At 48.6% G+C, this 15,869-nt stretch carries 15 protein-coding genes; 9 read left to right on the top strand and 6 right to left on the bottom strand.

The genetic code is table 11. The features are described from left to right. Positions 1–5 precede the first annotated feature (5 nt). Both DRJ53_RS02560 and DRJ53_RS02555 read right to left on the bottom strand, forming a co-directional pair. Positions 6–809 (bottom strand): ParA family protein, encoded by an 804-nt coding sequence (locus DRJ53_RS02560; RefSeq protein ID WP_114233996.1) that lies wholly within the window; start codon positions 807–809, stop codon positions 6–8. A 15-nt stretch (positions 810–824) separates the two neighbouring features. Continuing rightward, a complete protein-coding gene (locus DRJ53_RS02555; protein WP_114233995.1) occupies positions 825–1,505 on the bottom strand; it encodes a metal-dependent hydrolase in 681 nt (226 codons plus the stop codon). A 352-nt stretch (positions 1,506–1,857) separates the two neighbouring features. On the opposite strand from DRJ53_RS02555, the gene DRJ53_RS02550 reads away from it, so the two are divergent. From DRJ53_RS02550 to lon, 4 genes are all read left to right on the top strand, one after another. Next, on the top strand, positions 1,858–3,108 hold the full coding sequence (locus DRJ53_RS02550) for a metallophosphoesterase (RefSeq protein ID WP_114233994.1): 1,251 nt from the start codon (positions 1,858–1,860) through the stop codon (positions 3,106–3,108). A gap of 210 nt (positions 3,109–3,318) precedes the next feature. After that, positions 3,319–4,617, top strand: a complete 1,299-nt coding sequence (locus tag DRJ53_RS21455) for a hypothetical protein (RefSeq protein WP_175580729.1) — start codon at positions 3,319–3,321, stop codon at positions 4,615–4,617. A 75-nt stretch (positions 4,618–4,692) separates the two neighbouring features. Beyond that, entirely contained in the window at positions 4,693–5,283 is a 591-nt protein-coding gene (locus DRJ53_RS02540; RefSeq protein ID WP_114233993.1) for a porin family protein, read from the top strand. A 318-nt stretch (positions 5,284–5,601) separates the two neighbouring features. After that, positions 5,602–7,998 carry an endopeptidase La gene (gene lon, locus DRJ53_RS02535; RefSeq protein WP_241558433.1) on the top strand — a complete coding sequence of 799 codons (2,397 nt, stop codon included), beginning with the start codon at positions 5,602–5,604 and terminating at the stop codon, positions 7,996–7,998. Between the two features lie 67 nt (positions 7,999–8,065). On the opposite strand, the gene DRJ53_RS02530 is transcribed toward lon, so the two are convergent. The 4 genes from DRJ53_RS02530 to DRJ53_RS02515 all read right to left on the bottom strand — a co-directional run bounded on the left by DRJ53_RS02530 (position 8,066) and on the right by DRJ53_RS02515 (position 11,089). Beyond that, on the bottom strand, positions 8,066–8,440 hold the full coding sequence (locus DRJ53_RS02530) for a hypothetical protein (protein ID WP_123893310.1): 375 nt from the start codon (positions 8,438–8,440) through the stop codon (positions 8,066–8,068). A 118-nt stretch (positions 8,441–8,558) separates the two neighbouring features. Next, positions 8,559–9,686, bottom strand: a complete 1,128-nt coding sequence (locus tag DRJ53_RS02525) for a M42 family metallopeptidase (protein ID WP_114233991.1) — start codon at positions 9,684–9,686, stop codon at positions 8,559–8,561. Positions 9,687–9,760: 74 nt separating this feature from the next. Next, positions 9,761–10,627, bottom strand: coding sequence for a UbiA prenyltransferase family protein (locus DRJ53_RS02520; RefSeq protein WP_114233990.1), 867 nt, complete (start codon positions 10,625–10,627; stop codon positions 9,761–9,763). A gap of 3 nt (positions 10,628–10,630) precedes the next feature. Continuing rightward, positions 10,631–11,089, bottom strand: coding sequence for a hypothetical protein (locus DRJ53_RS02515; protein ID WP_114233989.1), 459 nt, complete (start codon positions 11,087–11,089; stop codon positions 10,631–10,633). A 171-nt stretch (positions 11,090–11,260) separates the two neighbouring features. Here DRJ53_RS02515 and DRJ53_RS02510 point away from each other — a divergent pair, with 171 nt between their 5' ends. The 5 genes from DRJ53_RS02510 (at position 11,261) to DRJ53_RS02490 (ending at position 15,741) form a co-directional block, all read left to right on the top strand. Then, positions 11,261–12,241 carry a phenylacetate--CoA ligase family protein gene (locus tag DRJ53_RS02510; protein ID WP_114233988.1) on the top strand — a complete coding sequence of 327 codons (981 nt, stop codon included), beginning with the start codon at positions 11,261–11,263 and terminating at the stop codon, positions 12,239–12,241. 188 nt (positions 12,242–12,429) lie between these two features. Continuing rightward, positions 12,430–13,176, top strand: coding sequence for a nucleotidyltransferase (locus tag DRJ53_RS02505; RefSeq protein ID WP_240040606.1), 747 nt, complete (start codon positions 12,430–12,432; stop codon positions 13,174–13,176). Between the two features lie 88 nt (positions 13,177–13,264). Further along, positions 13,265–14,005, top strand: a complete 741-nt coding sequence (locus DRJ53_RS02500) for a metallophosphoesterase family protein (RefSeq protein WP_114234425.1) — start codon at positions 13,265–13,267, stop codon at positions 14,003–14,005. A gap of 206 nt (positions 14,006–14,211) precedes the next feature. Then, a complete protein-coding gene (locus DRJ53_RS02495; RefSeq protein ID WP_114233987.1) occupies positions 14,212–14,712 on the top strand; it encodes a hypothetical protein in 501 nt (166 codons plus the stop codon). Positions 14,713–14,787: 75 nt separating this feature from the next. Beyond that, complete coding sequence (locus DRJ53_RS02490; RefSeq protein ID WP_114233986.1) at positions 14,788–15,741, top strand: hypothetical protein; 954 nt, start codon at positions 14,788–14,790, stop codon at positions 15,739–15,741. Positions 15,742–15,869: the final 128 nt, after the last annotated feature.

Raw genomic sequence — 15,869 nt, 5'->3', positions numbered from 1 at the left:
AATACCTACAGTTCCATCGTCCGTTCCTCCTGCGGAATCTTGGTCATATTGTTCTTCTGCAAAATCTCCTTCGCCAGGTTCAGGTAGTTGGCCGAACCCTTGCTGTTGGCATCGTATAAAATTACCGGTTTACCTACGCTGGGCGCTTCGCTGAGGCGGGCATTGCGGTGGATAATGGTGGCAAAAACTAGGTCTTCGAAATGGCGGCGCACTTCGCTCACCACCTGGTTGCAAAGGCGCAGGCGGCCGTCGTACATGGTCATCAAAATACCCTCGATCACCAGCGACGTGTTCAAGCGACTTTGTACAATCTTGATGGTGTTCAGCAATTTGCCCAAACCTTCCAGGGCAAAAAATTCGCACTGCACCGGCACAATTACCGAATCAGAAGCGGTCAGCGCATTTACCGTGATCAGGCCCAGCGACGGCGAACAGTCCATGATGATAAAATCATAGTCGTTGCGCACCTCGTCCACCAAGCCTTTCAGCACGCTTTCCCGGTTGGGGTAATTGATCATTTCAATCTCGGCGCCCACCAAATCAATATGCGAAGGAATGAGATCGAGATAGGGTATATCGGTTTTCAGGATCACATCCCGGGCCGTTGCATTGTTCACCATGCAGTCGTACAGGCTCTGCGTCACATTCTGCAGGTCAAAACCCACGCCGGTAGTGCTGTTTGCCTGCGGATCGGCGTCGATCAGCAGCGTTTTGTATTCCAGCACCGCAAAAGAAGCTGCAAGGTTAATGGCGGTTGTAGTTTTGCCCACACCGCCTTTTTGATTGGCTACACCTATGATTCTGGCCATTCGTTCGGATAGTATTTAAATATCAATGGTTTCGCCAATAGCAGGCAGCAATAGCTGGATACCCGCATCGGCAAAAGCCTTTTTTGCTTGTTCGCGATCAATAATAATAGGAGGGAAAGTATCGTAATGGACGCCTACCACCGTAGTGCATTGAACCATCCGCGCTGCTTCTACCGCATCCTCATAACCCATTGTGAAGTTATCGCCAATTGGCAATACGGAAAAGTTAACCTTTCCCCACCTGGGGATAAGCTGCATGTCCAGCGTAAGGGCCGTATCGCCGCTGTAATATAGGTTTTGGCCGCCGGCCGAAATTATAAAACCCATCGGGTTGCCACCATACGTACCATCGGGCATAGAGGAGGAGTGGAGTGCATTGGTGCAGCGTACCGAACCCCATTCAAAAGCCTTGACACCGCCGGTGTTCATCTGGTGGATTTTGGCCACGCCTTTCGAATGCAGCCAGTTGCATACTTCAAAACTGCCTATAACAGTAGCGCCAGTCTGCTGCGCAATGGCCACGCAATCGGCCACGTGGTCGGCATGCCCATGCGATACCAGGATATAATCGGCTTTGATAGAAGCGATGTCGATTCCCGCCGCTTTTTCGTTTGGCGTTATGAACGGATCTACCAATATATGTGTACCACCAATTTCCAGTCCGAAGCAGGAATGCCCGTAAAAAGTTAAGCGCATGATGTTTTCTTTTTATTTGGGTGAAACAGATTTGGCACCGTTTGTTCAGGCACCAATGATGCCGTCGCGAAAGTAAGACCCCTTAAATATTAAATGAAAGGTGATCCGGCCCCATCGCCACCCGTCACCAACCAAAGGCCTATTCATTTGTATAAAAGGCTGTTTCCGAAAGTTTTGCAAAAATACAGCATCAGGCGGCAAAACAAGGGATGTGGAAAGATTAGGGCGGCCGCCGGCCAAATGGCCGATTGCGCCGTAATTCCTATTTCTTTGCACCACATTTGCCCTGCTGGATAATATTGCAACCGATCCTAGGCAAGTCATTTTAAACCAACGAATTAAATACCAATTCATGCGAAATTCACCCTTCTGGCTCATCATTGTAGGGTTGATGGTGGTGCTGGACATATATGTTTTCCAGGCGGTAAAACTGGTTTCGGCAGCTGCCGGTGCCCGCACCCGCACCATTATATACGGCGTTTACTGGACCATTTCCATTCTGGCCCTGCTCACACTTATTTTGCTGCCGCTGCTTAAACTCGATACTTGGTCGCAAGGGTTGCGGTCGGTGGTGTTTGCTACAATCATTGCCTTGTTTTTTGCAAAAGTGCTGGTGGCGTTGTTCTTACTTATCGACGACATCAGACGCCTCATTCAGTGGGCCGCAGGTAAACTTTTTTTCAATAATACTGAAGGCGCACAACTGCAGGAGGGTGAAACCATTTCCCGATCGCATTTTTTAACCTGGGCCGGCATTGGCCTGGGTGGCGGTGTGTTGGGATCGCTGCTGTATGGCTTTTCCAACAAATATGATTATCGTGTTCGAAAAGTGCCGCTGCAGTTTTCCAACCTGCCCGCATCGTTCAAGGGCATGAAGGTGGTGCAGATATCCGACATACACAGCGGCAGCCTGCTCCACCACGAAGCCGTGAAAAAAGGCGTGGAAAAGATCAACAGCCTCAAACCGGACCTGGTGGTATTTACCGGCGACCTGGTGAACAACCGCGCCGATGAAATGGCGGGGTTGAAAGAAATTTTTAAAAACCTCGTAGCCCCGCTGGGTGTGTATTCTATTTTGGGCAACCACGATTATGGCGACTATGAGCAGTGGGAGTCGGCGGCGCACAAACGGCAGAACCTGGAAACGCTGAAAAAGATTCATGGCGAAATGGGCTGGCGATTATTGCTGAACCAAAACGCGGTACTGGAACGCAACGGCGAGCAAATAGGTTTGCTGGGTGTGGAAAACTGGAGCGCTAAAGCCCGTTTTCCGAAATATGGTAAACTTGCCGAGGCCTACAAAGGCGCGGAACACCTGCCTTTTAAAATCCTGCTGAGCCATGACCCATCGCATTGGGATGCCGAAGTGTTGCCGCAGTACGCCGACATTGACCTGATGCTGGCCGGCCACACCCACGGCATGCAGTTTGGCGTGGAGCTGCCTTGGCTGCGCTGGAGCCCGGTGCAATATGTGTACGAGCAATGGGCGGGATTGTACAGTCGCGGCAACCAAAAGCTGTACGTCAACCGGGGATTTGGCTTCATCGGTTATCCCGGCAGGGTGGGCATTTTACCGGAAATCACGCTTTTTGAATTGGCGTAAAAATGCAATTAGGTCACAGTGATGAGCGTTTCTTCTCTGCGGACAAAAATTTCGAAATGCGCTGGTTTGCTAGCAGAAACCTAAGCTGGACTATATTAGGTTTGCGGCACTTCGGTGGGTTTTGTTACCTTGGCATAGAAAAAGTTGTTATTTAAGAGAGTTTTCGGCGGCTGGCCACACGATCATTAAACCCACATTTCACCTGATACAATGCTGCGCATTTTGTGCCTATACGTGTTGCTCCAGCTTTTTGCGCCTGTTTGCCTGGCACAAAAAGATACAACCAGCATCGGTGCGTTGACTGAAGACGACTATGCTGTTCTTTTTTCCGAACTTGATACTTTTCTCGATTCATTGACCCGGCCAAAAAGTTTTGCTACATTTTCATTGACCGCAGGCAACCGGCTGCTGACTGTGCCCAAAGGCCGAGACCTCGAAACCCAGTCCGCGTTGATGTTTTCACCCGCCGCAGGTTACTACCACAAAAGCGGGTTAGGCATTGGCGGCAGCGCGGCACTGGTAATGAATGGCGGCAAGCCCGAACCTTACCAGTACCTCGCATCGCTATCATACGATTATTTAAAGTCGCACAAGTTTGCCACCGGCGTCGCATTTACCCGCTTTTTTACTTCCGATTCGCTATGGTTTTATACATCGCCACTGCAAAATGAAGCGTCGGCTTATTTTATTTACCGCAACAGCTGGCTTAAACCGTCGCTGACGATGAGTTATGGCTGGGGCAGCCAGTCGAGTGTGGAGGAGTATGCCACTTTCATTGAACTGATCCGGAAGAAAACAAAGGAACTAAACAAAGAGAAAAAGCCGGGCAGGGGTAACGGTAATGGAAACAATGGAAATGGCAACGGGAATGGAGGTAATGGAAATAACGGAAACGGCAATAACGGGAATAACGGAAATGGGAACGGCAACAACGGAAATGGAAATGGGAATAATGGAAACAATGGGAACGGTAACGGCAATGGCAATAACGGAAACGGAAATGGTAACGGCGGTAATAACGGAAACAATGGCAACAACGGAAATGGCGGCAACGGCGGCAACAACGGAAATAACGGCAACGGCGGCGATGAGGTAATCCCGGTTGATATTATTTCCCGCACCGAAACCGAAGAACATTATTATGATATTGCGGTTAGTGTATCGGTGCGCCACGACTTTTACTGGATGGAAGCATTTTCCAAAAAAGACCATATACGTTTTACACCACAGCTTACCGTAAATGGCGGTACACAAAGGTTTGGCCTCAACCAAACCACGCAATCTTCATGGCGCATCAACTCGGCTGCGTTCAAACCGTTTGCTTCCGACCAGGTGGCGCTTGAAGAGAAATCTCGATTCCAACCCTTATCCATAACCGCTTTTTTACGCACCGCCTACACCCGCGGCAAATGGTACCTGCAACCGCAGTTTATTGTCGACTACTACATTCCCGAAACAGGGAAGCACTGGACCACCAATTTTATGGTGTCCACCGGGGTAATATTTTAATAAAACACTTTTCTTTAACAGCATTGGAACATTGTTGGTATTAGTATTGAGCGTTGTTACTAAAACCTATCTTTTATGAAACTGAAGTTGCTAACACTCGCTGCACTGCTCACTTTTACACAGGCTGCAATGGCCCAGTTTACGGCCGGTATCAAAGGGGGCGCCAACATCACCAAAATCGAAGGCAAATCTTTTAACCAGGAGTTTCGCTATGGGTACCAACTCGGTGGCTTTGCCATGATTGGCCTCGGCGAAAAGTTTGCCCTGCAACCGGAAGTGCTGTATCAGCAAACACAAACCAAAGTTGAAAGCGACTTTGAAAACGTTTATCAGGAAGCTTTTCGCGAGGTACGCGATGGCAATGTAAAACTGAATTACCTGGCCATCCCCATCATGCTCAACTACAAATTCATTGGCAACTTCCTGTCGCTGCAGGCGGGCCCGCAATTTGGCGTGCTGCTCAACAAAGACGACAACTTGTTGGAAAATGGCAAGCGGGCATTTAAAGGCGGCGACTTTTCAATGGCTGCCGGCGCCCAGATCAAACTAAGCAAAGTGGTTGTTTCGGGCCGTTATGTAGTGGGCCTCAATAACATCAACGACATTGGCGAGCAAAGCAAATGGCGCAACGAAGCCATCCAACTGAGTGTTGGCCTGGCGCTGTAATTTATGCATGCTGCATAGTGAATGGTGCGTGAAGTATTGAGCCAGCTTATTAATTAATAAAAAATGCTACTGGATTTCGGTAGCATTTTTTATTGAACTTATTTATTCAATAAAACTGTTTCATTGCAGCAAATATGAAAACGCAATCGTCTATTCACCATTGACGTTTCCCTTTTCACGATTGCCCAATCACCATTCACCATTCGCCACTCACCCCATCTCCCTGCCATTCTTGCAGATATCCGCCCGTGGCACTATACTTGAACGGATGCCCTACCTTTGCAGGTTTCCGGACAAAGCACATTTAAATATAACTGCGTGAATTTTTTGCTCAAGCCCGAAGATGACATGGATTTTTTACCCATCATTCCCATAAATGAAAACGAAGGGGATGGCAACGATGGTCAGCCCATTCCCGATGAGTTGACGCTGCTGCCCCTGCGCAACACCGTTTTGTTTCCAGGTGTTGTGTTGCCCATTACCGTTGGCCGCGATAAAAGCATTAAGGCGGTAAGTGAGGCATACAAAACCAACAAACTAATTGGCGTGCTGGCGCAAAAAGACAGTTCGGTGGAAGATCCTGAATTTAAAGATTTGGTTTCCATCGGTACTGTGGCCCGCATTGTGAAACAAATAAAAATGCCCGATGGCGGCACTACCATTATCATACAAGGCAAGTCGCGTTTTTCGGTAGGAGCGCTGATTTCGGAGGAGCCTTATTTCCGCGCTACCATCCAGGTGCTGGAAGAAGAACCAGCGCCAACCGACCCGGATTTTGAAGCATATATTTCCAACATAAAAGATGTTGCAGCTGAAATCATTCACCTGTCGCCCAACATCCCGGCGGAAGCTTCAATCATTCTGCGCAACATTGAGAATCCATCATTTTTACTCCACTTTGTTTCGAGCAACCTGAATACCGACCTGCAGGAAAAGCAACGCCTGCTTGAACTGAACAACCTGCGGGAACGTGCCGAACTGTTGATGCAATTTTTGCAAAAAGAACTGCAGTTTGCCGAATTGAAAAACAAGGTTACCACCAAAACAAAAACCGAGATTGATAAACAGCAGCGTGAATATTTCTTGCAGCAGCAACTGAAAAGCATCAAGGAAGAACTGGGCGGCGATGCCAACGACCTGGAGCTAAAAGAAATGCGCAAAAAAGCGGACGTAAAAAAATGGACCGATGCTGCGCGTGATATGTTTAAAAAAGGCGTGGAAAAATTGGAGCGCATGCACCCCAGCACGCCTGATTATTCGGTGGTGTACAATCACCTCGACCTGTTGCTGGACCTGCCCTGGCAGGAATATTCCGAAGATGTGTACGACCTGAAGCGGGCGAAAGAAATCCTCGACCAGGACCATTACGGCATGGACAAGATCAAAGACCGCATCCTGGAATACCTGGCGGTGCTGCAACTAAAGGGTGATATGAAAAGCCCGATCCTTTGCTTTTACGGTCCTCCCGGTATTGGCAAAACATCGCTGGGCCGGTCAATTGCGCATGCGCTTGACCGTAAGTATGTGCGCCTGAGCCTTGGTGGCATTCACGACGAAAGCGAGATCCGCGGCCACCGCAAAACATACATCGGTGCGATGCCCGGCCGCATTGTACAAAGCATTCGCAAATCGAAAACATCGAACCCGGTTATTATCCTCGATGAAATAGATAAAGTTGGTTCCGATCACCGCGGCGATCCTTCGTCTGCTCTGCTGGAAGTGTTGGACCCGGAACAAAACAATACGTTTTACGACAATTACCTGGAGCTGGAATACGACCTGAGCAAAGTGCTGTTTATTGCCACGGCCAACAATATGCAAAACATCCAGCCTGCACTCCGCGACCGGTTGGAGATCATTGAACTCAGCGGCTATGCCGTTGAGGAAAAAATTGAGATTGCGCAGCGCCACCTGATTCCAAAACAAAAAGAAGCGCATGGCCTGAAATCGACGCGGCTGAACATTACCAACAAAGTGTTGGAAAAAATCATCCAGGATTACACCCGCGAAAGCGGTGTTCGCGAATTGGACCGCCAGCTTGCAGCCATCATGCGCAATGTGGCCAAAGACTTGGCGCTGAATGGCAAGGTAAAACCAACACTGACGCCGGCCGATGTAGAGCGAATTTTGGGCCGTGCCCGCTACAGCAATGAAATGTACAAAGCGGCATCCATCCCCGGTGTGGCGGTGGGCCTGGCCTACACTTATGTGGGCGGCGACATTTTGTTTATAGAAGCCACAATGAGTGAAGGCAAATCGGAGCTGCGGCTTACCGGCAACCTGGGGAACGTGATGAAGGAAAGTGCGGCAACGGCATTGAGTTATTTAAGTGCCAACGCTAAAAAATACGGCATCGACCCTAAAAAATTTGAAACCCAAACGGTGCACATCCACGTGCCGGAAGGCGCTGTGCCAAAAGACGGACCTAGTGCTGGTGTAACGATGCTCACTGCATTGGCATCGGCAGTGACCGGAAGAAAGGTGCGGCCGTACCTCGGCATGACTGGTGAAATTACCTTACGTGGACAGGTGTTGCCGGTAGGCGGCATTAAAGAAAAAGTATTGGCAGCAAAAAGAGCAGGATTAAAAGAACTGATTCTTTGCTGGCAGAATGAAAGGGATGTGCAGGACATCAATCCGGAATACATCAAAGGCATGAAGTTTCACTATGTGCGGCATATGAGCCAGGTGCTGGAGCAGGCCCTGATGCCCTAATTGCAAAAAACCTTAAAACAAAAAAAGTTGCCCTGGAGCAACTTTTTTTGTTTTTGGCTGCGGCCGGTTAACCGCCTTGCCGCTGTTGAAAATTGCGGCGCATTTCTTCGTAGTAAGCATTTACCGATTTGATCTGCTCATCCGTCAGCGGGATGGCTTTGTACTTTTTATCCAGGTCGGCCTGGATGGTTTCCATTTTTTTCTTGCGGTCATCTTCCGACAACTCACGCAGTCCACGCATTTGCTGCCGCGACTCAAATTGGATCTCTACAACTTTATCGGCCTGCGCATCGGTCAGTTTTGCTTTCTCAACCAACTCGGGTTTAACGCGTTCTTTCATACGGGCCAGCATTGCTGCCGGGTCGCCGCCGCCGGGTTGTGCCTGGGCTTCGGTGGTGGTCAGCGCCAGTGTCAGCGCAGCTAAAGCAATCCACTTTTTCATGGTGTTTAATTTTAATACGGTAAGGTAGCGGCAGCAGCGGTTAATTTGGGTTAAAACCTTACCGAAGGCGGTCACAACCACGAAAAAAAAACCGGAGCAAAAGCTCCGGTTCGTTATATTAATCAAAATAACTCAGGTTTGTTTCAGGCGTCAGTGTGAGTAGTGTTTCGTACATCAGCCGCACGGTTTGTTCTATATCGCTGCGGTGCAACATTTCCACTGTAGTATGCATGTAGCGCAGAGGTATGGAAATGAGCACCGATGGGCAACCGTCGTTAGCATAAGCAAACGAATCCGTGTCGGTGCCGGTACTCCGCGACACAGTTCGCAACTGCACCGGAATCTCATTTTGCGCTGCCACATCCTGCACCAGGTGCAGCAATTTGTTGTGCACCGCCGGGCCATAAGAAAGCGATGGTCCTTTGCCGCACGAAGTTTCGCCTTCAATGTTTTTGTTGATCAGCGGCGTGGAAGTATCATGGGTAACATCGGTAATGATGGCAATATTGGGCTTGATGCGCCGGGCAATCATTTCGGCGCCACGCAAACCAATTTCCTCCTGCACCGCGTTTACTATGTACAGGCTATAAGGTAGTTTTTTACCAGCCTGCTGCAGCAGTCGTGCCACTTCGGCAATCATAAATCCACCTATGCGGTTGTCGAATGCTCGGCCAATAAAATAGTTATACGCCAGTTCATCAAAGCCATCTTGGTAGGTTACTACGTTGCCTACCTGTATTCCCAGTTCTTCCACTTCCTTGCGGCTGCGTGCACCGGTATCCAGCCAAAGGTTTTCCACTTTTGGTGTCGGCTCTTTATCGGGTGTGCTTAATCGTGTGTGAATAGCGGGCCAGCCAAATACTGCCTTGACCAAACCGTTGTTACGTGTATGTATAAAAACACGCTGGCCCGGTGCAATCTGGTGGTCCACGCCGCCGTTGCGTTTGAGGTAAATTAAACCTTCTGCCGTAATATAATTGACAAACCAACTGATCTCATCGGCATGGGCCTCTATCACTACTTTAAACGGCTGGCCCGGGTTGATCACACCCACAGCCGTTCCGTAAGGATCGGTAAAGGTTTCATCCACATAGGGGCGCAGGTAATTGAGCCATAATTTTTGCCCCGCTGCCTCAAAACCAACAGGCGAAGGGTTGTTGATATAATCGCGGAAAAACTCCATGGATGTTGCTGTCAACACGCCGGTATCGCTTGCTGCCTGTGCTATCTTTTTAGCTTTTGCCATGTCCTTTTATTTATCGGTCAAATGTAGAAAACAATTTTTGCCCAAACGGGTTCGAGGCTGGAAACAACGGTTGCTTAGAGCCACCATTGAAACAGCAGGAGCAGGGGCAATGATAGTGCCATGAGCCCATCGAGCACACCATAAAAAAGAAAATCGCCGGGGTGGCTCAAACTGTAATCAGAAAGCGCAGCTACTGCAATGCCCGGAAGAGCCAGTGCAGCGACGGTAGTCCAATGAAAGTGAAAATAAAAAAGCGCTACACTCCATAATAAAAGCGCAATGATATTACCCCAGAAAAAACGGTGCACGCCGGCCGGCTCAAATGCAGTGATGACACTACGGATGCCCTGGCGCAGGTCCTGTTCGCGGTCACGGTAATCAAATAAAATACAGATGCTGTAGATCAGGAAAAAGCGTTGCACCACGTAAACCACTTCTACATCAGAAATGATTGGCTGTTGCAGCACAATGGGCAGCAGCGAAGTGATATGCGTCCACGCAAATGCCAGGAAAAGCGTTTTGCCAATGGCTATTTTTTGCAGCCACCGCGCCGCCGGATGCGGAATGAGCGGCGCCGAATATAAAAAGGTCAGAAAAGCAGTGGCAGTAAGCCATTGCCAATGCTGCAGCAATTGCACACCGAAAAAAGCAGCGCCTAAACCACCGGCAATACACAGCGCCAGGTGCAGGTTTTTGTTGCGCACCGACCAGGCCGCTTTTTTGGAACCACTGTACGATTGCGGCGTGAGGTACCAGTGAAAATTATAGCTGCACAGCGTGCCGCAAAATGTAAAAGCCAGGAATAAATAATCTGGCTGGAGATGAAAAACGAGGTAGGTGAGGTACACCATCGCCACGGCACATAGGGCCAAAAAAAAGCTGGTGAATACAACGAAGCGCACCAGCTTTTTCAACAGCAATCCAATAGTTGCAAGCGCCAAAGCTTACCGGATTACAATGATATTCCGATCAATGGTAACCGTATCGCTGCGGTTGCCTTCCGCATCACGCACCGAAAAACTTAATTGCAGGGTATCGTTCTCGTTGCGGTTTTCGCCGGGTATGCGCAGCGGGCTGTTTTGCAGCGTTAAGAACTGTGCCCAGGAAAGCGACACATCCATTTCTCCGGTGGTTTTATCGGGAAACGGCGGAATTTTGAAGCGCCTTGAAAAAGGCTGCGCATCGATATCCCTTGCATTCAAACGTTTGCGGATAATGGTTACCGAGTCGTCTACATCGCCTTCCTTGTCCCGGAATTCAAGCGTTACAATGAGGTTGCCGCCAATGGGCACTTGTTCAGTGCTGATCGATTTGACTTCAATTTCCGGCTTGGTCTCCAGGTTGTTTTTTTCGCAGGCTACAAGCAACAAACCTGCTGCAAAGATTCCTAATACTGCCTTCATGTATTTGTATTATGCTGGTTCAAATTTAATCTTATTCGGCGTTGGAGCGCTATATAAAAACGTGACCTGCCGCCACTAAACAACGTTGCATCCCATTTGTGCAACGGCAGCTATTTAACAATCAAAAAAGCGGTGAACACTATTTGCGTCGGTTACCGAACTTTGCCCGTCATGACGCCGGATATTGTTTTTAACCCAGCTATTAGTTTCGATGAAAAGGCAATTGCCCTGTTCCAGTTTCAGGCGGCCAACAACCCGGTGTATCAACGTTATATGGAGGCCATAAATTGCGATCCCAACAAAGTTCGCCAACTGTCCCAAATCCCCTTCCTACCCATATCGCTGTTCAAGACGCATTCCATGCAAACTGGCCTCTACCGGCCACAGGTTGTTTTCTCGTCGAGCGGCACCACCGGCACCAACACCAGCTATCACTACGTTCCGTTTGTGGAATTGTACGAACAAAGCTTTCGCACTGCGTTCGAGCAGTTTTATGGACCGGCCCAAAACTATTGCGTACTAGGGCTTTTGCCCAATTACCTGGAACGCAGCGGCTCGTCGCTGGTGTACATGGCGGAAAAGCTGATTGAATGGAGCGGGCATCCGCAAAGCGGCTTTTACCTGTATGATTTTAAGCGCTTGGACCAGACGCTGCGCCAATTGGAGGCTGCGGAACAGCCCGTTTTACTGCTTGGCGTTACCTATGCCCTGCTTGATTTTGCTGAACGTTTTCCGCAACAGCTGCGGCACACTCTTGTGATGGAAACAGGCGGCATGAAGGGCCGCAAAAAAGAATTGCTCCGCAGCGAGGTCCATGGCATTTTAAAAAATGCATTTGACCTGGAGCAAATTCATTCGGAATACGGCATGACCGAATTGCTATCGCAGGCTTATGCCAAAAACGACGGATTATTCCAAACACCACACTGGATGAAAGCCGTTTTGCGGGAAGAGGATGACCCTTTTGCGCTACATTTCGACACGGCAAAACCTGCCACCGGTGCCCTCAACATCATCGACCTGGCCAATATACATTCCTGCGCATTCATTGCCACCGAAGATGTGGCACGACTCCATCCATCGGGCCAGTTTGAAGTATTGGGCCGCATGGACAATACCGACATCCGCGGATGCAGCCTGCTGGCCATTTAGCTATTTGTAAAAATGTTTGGTAAAAAACTGGGCTGTCCAGTATCATAGCTCGTTTCATACCAACCGGTGAGCTTATTTCTGGCACGTTTCTTTTAATATGTTCCTTCCTAACCGAACGGCAAACATGACGGTCTTGTACCCGGCCTTGCCCATGGAGTGGACATTTGAAAACAAAGAAATTGTGAGCCATGATGATTGTAACCGAGGAACAAAAGCTGCAGGCAAGGGCTTTTTATGAAGAAGCGCTGGAGGGGCTTGCCGAAAGCGGAGCCCAGTTTATGATGGGCGGCGGCTTTGCCCTGTACCAGTACACCGGTATTGAACGCGACATGAAAGACCTGGATGTTTTTTGCAAACCCAGCGAGTATCCGCGCATCCTGAAACATTTTGCCAGCAAGGGTTTTGAAACTGAATTAACCGATGTACGCTGGCTGGCGAAAGTGTTTGATGGACCGCATTACATCGACATCATTTTCAACACCGTCAACAATATTTGCACCGTAGACGATACCTGGTATGAACATGCAACCGAGTGTGCATTTGGCAACATAACAGTGAAAGTGTTGCCGGCCGAGGAACTGGTTTGGTGTAAAATTTATGTGCAAAACAGGGAACGGTTTGATGGCTCGGACGTGAACCACATCTTATTAAAATGGGGTAAAAAATTGGATTGGAAGCGGCTCCTGTTTCGCATGGACCCGCACTGGCACTTGCTACTGATGCAGATTCTTTCGTTTCAATTTGTGTACCCATCTGAATTCCACGAAATCATCCCACGCTGGCTGTTTGAAGAGTTGATGGAACGGGCACGGGAGCAATATGATTTGCCATCGCCAACCGAAAAGGTTTGCCGCGGTCCCATCATCGACCAAACGCAATATCAGGTGGATATTAAAGAATGGAATTATAAAGTATGCACCATTAAAACGGTGTAAGCGGCGCTAAAGATTATTGATTACAGGTTATTGATGATTCGGTTTCAAAAAAACCGCTCATCGATGATAGATAATGAAACATACAGGCATGGAAGAACAAAACGGCAAAGTTCGCATAGCTGCAGTAGGCGACATTCATGTTCGGGAAACCGACAAAGGCAAATGGGTGGATTGTTTTAAACGCGTTTCCACCGAAGCCAAAGTGCTCGTTATTTGCGGCGATCTTACCGACACCGGCGATGAAGGCGAGGCACAGGTTTTGGCCGAAGAGCTGCGTGCCTGCACCATCCCGGTGGTGGCTGTTTTGGGCAACCACGATTATGAAAAAGGCCGGCACAAACTGATCCGATCCATGCTGCAAAAAGAAGGTGTGCACATGCTTGATGGCGAAGCGGTGATCCTGGAAGACATTGGCTTTGCCGGTGTAAAAGGTTTTGGTGGCGGCTTTGATAACCATATGTTATCCATGTTTGGCGAAGGCGCTATGAAGGCTTTTGTGCAGGAAGCGGTTGACGAGGCGCTGCACCTAGACCGTGCGCTGGCCCGGCTCGACGCCGAGCGGGAAGGGATAAAAAAGATTGCGGTGATGCACTACGCTCCAATCAAAGACACCGTTGTTGGCGAGCCGGAAGCCATCTTTCCATTTTTAGGTTCTTCGCGGCTGGCCGAGCCGCTGACCCGGAGAAAAGTGGTAGCCGCATTTCATGGCCATGCACATGTAGGCACGCTGCAAAGCTCCATCAACGGCACCGTGCAGGTGTTTAATGTTGCCCGGCACATTTTGCAAAAAGAAGGAATGGAAACACCGTATTACCTGTTTGATGTGTAGACCAACAGGAAAGAATTCAAAAGTAAAAAGGCAAAATTCAAAATGCGCGGCAATATCTCTATCACGAATTTTGACTTTTTACTTTTCCCTTTTGACTTTGCTTACTTTCCTGCTCGTACCATTTAACCGCCCTTGCGTCACATTTAACACAAACAATTACTGGGGTAAATCTGCATTTATCTATTTTTAGTTCAATGTTACCCCACATGAAGCAACTTTTTATCTTGTTGATGTTCCTGCCCGTGGCCAGCTTGGCACAGGATTGCCCGGTAAAAAAAGAAAAGGATCAGTTTAGCCAGGAGCCTAAAATAACCACTGGATTCGTTTCTTTTAAAACCACCAAGCGGTTCCAGTTGTCGCTGGACGGCACTAAAAAGGAAATCGATTTTTTCTTCACTTTTCCCAACGCGGATGGCCAGTGTTTCGATGACCAGTCGAACGTGGTGGTGACCTTTGAAGGTGGCAAACTCAAAAGCACGTTTAAAAACACCGGTTCGATGAACTGTGAGGGCCTGTTTCATTTTACCCACAAAAACCAAACGGTTACGCCGTCCATTCTGCAACGGCTGGCCACTAAAAAAGTTGTGAGCATGAAGTTTGTGGGAGCCAATAAAACCGAGTTCGAAGTTGCCCTGAACGAACAGCAGCAGGAGCAGATGATGCAGTTGGTGAACTGTGTGGTGAACGAATCAAAGACACTTCTATAAATGGGCCTTTTGTTTCGCGAACTTCAATAGATGGATGCAGCAAACCCGCACTATCTTTAAGCCAATCACCTTGTTATGAAACAAAAAGCTTCTATCTGGCAACGCATGGGCCTGCACGAATGGTTCCTGAAAAAAGATCCCGAACATACTACCGTTCAGGCGCCGGCGCTTACGCCTAATGATGTGTTTAAATACATTGGTGCTAAATTCAAAGAATCAATCGGCCAGCTTTCTTTTGCCAACCGGGTGGTGTTTTTTCACGAATACATTGTGTCCTTCAACACCGAGGATTACAAAGATTTTATGGACAATAAAAAAGGCATCTTCGGCCTGATTGTCCAGGAAGCGGTACGCGGTTTCTATGAAGAATTGAAAAACCTGCGGGCCGGTGGCAAAACGGTAGAACCTTCTGCATCTAAATGGGTGTTCCGCTTTGTATCGCACCCCGATTATGCCCGTGGCGATATGGGTTTTATCGGTAAGTTGCTGCCCGGCAGTTCGGCTAGTGCCAGCGAAAATTTGCGGGTCACTTTTATTCCGCGCCAAACAGGCATTGCACAAACTTTTGACATTAATCCGGAGATACTCAAAGGCTTTAATTTTTACAGCGAAGGTTACTACGAAGTGCCGTACACGGAAGACCTGCAATACGACAGCCGCAAGATCAGCAACCATCCTTCGTCGGCGTTGGCGAGGCTCGAAACCATTTTACCAGATAAAGCATTTGCCGGTAAAAAACTGGAATACCTGATGCAGGACGAAGAAATTGTAGTATCGGGGAAAGATGAAACGAGGGAAGCAGGCAACATTTTTAAAGTGCCGTCTGAATGGGTGAATACGCCGCACCTGCGCATTCGTTTCAACCGGCAGGAAGATAAATTTTACGTGGCATCATTTGGTGAAAAAACAATGGTGAACGAACAGGAAATCAAGCGCAGCCCTGCCACGCAACCTTCCTGGACCGAAGTGCCCGTAAACAGCCGAATGGTGTTGAATGGTATTGTGGGTATCAACCTGTATAAGGGATAAGCCGCATCGTTGGCGTTTAAGTTTTACCGCATAAAATTGCCTGCATGGAGTATTTGCCCATAGCGCTTTTAGTGATCGTTGTATTGCTGCTGGCCGCACATTTCCGCGATATAAAAAAGACACACCGC

This window comes from Paracnuella aquatica, assembly GCF_003332885.2.
In the GTDB taxonomy this organism is placed as follows: domain Bacteria; phylum Bacteroidota; class Bacteroidia; order Chitinophagales; family Chitinophagaceae; genus Flavisolibacter; species Flavisolibacter aquaticus.
The sequence above is the reverse complement of the archived record's forward strand: the minus strand, read 5'-3'. Positions and strand labels throughout refer to the sequence as shown.

Excerpts from the sequence above, each read along its gene's own strand:
- DRJ53_RS02560 (WP_114233996.1), bottom strand. The coding sequence starts at position 809 with ATGGCCAGAATCATAGGTGTAGCCAATCAAAAAGGCGGTGTGGGCAAA.
- DRJ53_RS02555 (WP_114233995.1), bottom strand. The coding sequence starts at position 1,505 with ATGCGCTTAACTTTTTACGGGCATTCCTGCTTCGGACTGGAAATTGGT.
- DRJ53_RS02550 (WP_114233994.1), top strand. The coding sequence starts at position 1,858 with ATGCGAAATTCACCCTTCTGGCTCATCATTGTAGGGTTGATGGTGGTG.
- DRJ53_RS21455 (WP_175580729.1), top strand. The coding sequence starts at position 3,319 with ATGCTGCGCATTTTGTGCCTATACGTGTTGCTCCAGCTTTTTGCGCCT.
- DRJ53_RS02540 (WP_114233993.1), top strand. The coding sequence starts at position 4,693 with ATGAAACTGAAGTTGCTAACACTCGCTGCACTGCTCACTTTTACACAG.
- DRJ53_RS02530 (WP_123893310.1), bottom strand. The coding sequence starts at position 8,440 with ATGAAAAAGTGGATTGCTTTAGCTGCGCTGACACTGGCGCTGACCACC.
- DRJ53_RS02525 (WP_114233991.1), bottom strand. The coding sequence starts at position 9,686 with ATGGCAAAAGCTAAAAAGATAGCACAGGCAGCAAGCGATACCGGCGTG.
- DRJ53_RS02515 (WP_114233989.1), bottom strand. The coding sequence starts at position 11,089 with ATGAAGGCAGTATTAGGAATCTTTGCAGCAGGTTTGTTGCTTGTAGCC.
- DRJ53_RS02510 (WP_114233988.1), top strand. The coding sequence starts at position 11,261 with ATGACGCCGGATATTGTTTTTAACCCAGCTATTAGTTTCGATGAAAAG.
- DRJ53_RS02505 (WP_240040606.1), top strand. The coding sequence starts at position 12,430 with ATGATGATTGTAACCGAGGAACAAAAGCTGCAGGCAAGGGCTTTTTAT.
- DRJ53_RS02500 (WP_114234425.1), top strand. The coding sequence starts at position 13,265 with ATGGAAGAACAAAACGGCAAAGTTCGCATAGCTGCAGTAGGCGACATT.
- DRJ53_RS02495 (WP_114233987.1), top strand. The coding sequence starts at position 14,212 with ATGAAGCAACTTTTTATCTTGTTGATGTTCCTGCCCGTGGCCAGCTTG.
- DRJ53_RS02490 (WP_114233986.1), top strand. The coding sequence starts at position 14,788 with ATGAAACAAAAAGCTTCTATCTGGCAACGCATGGGCCTGCACGAATGG.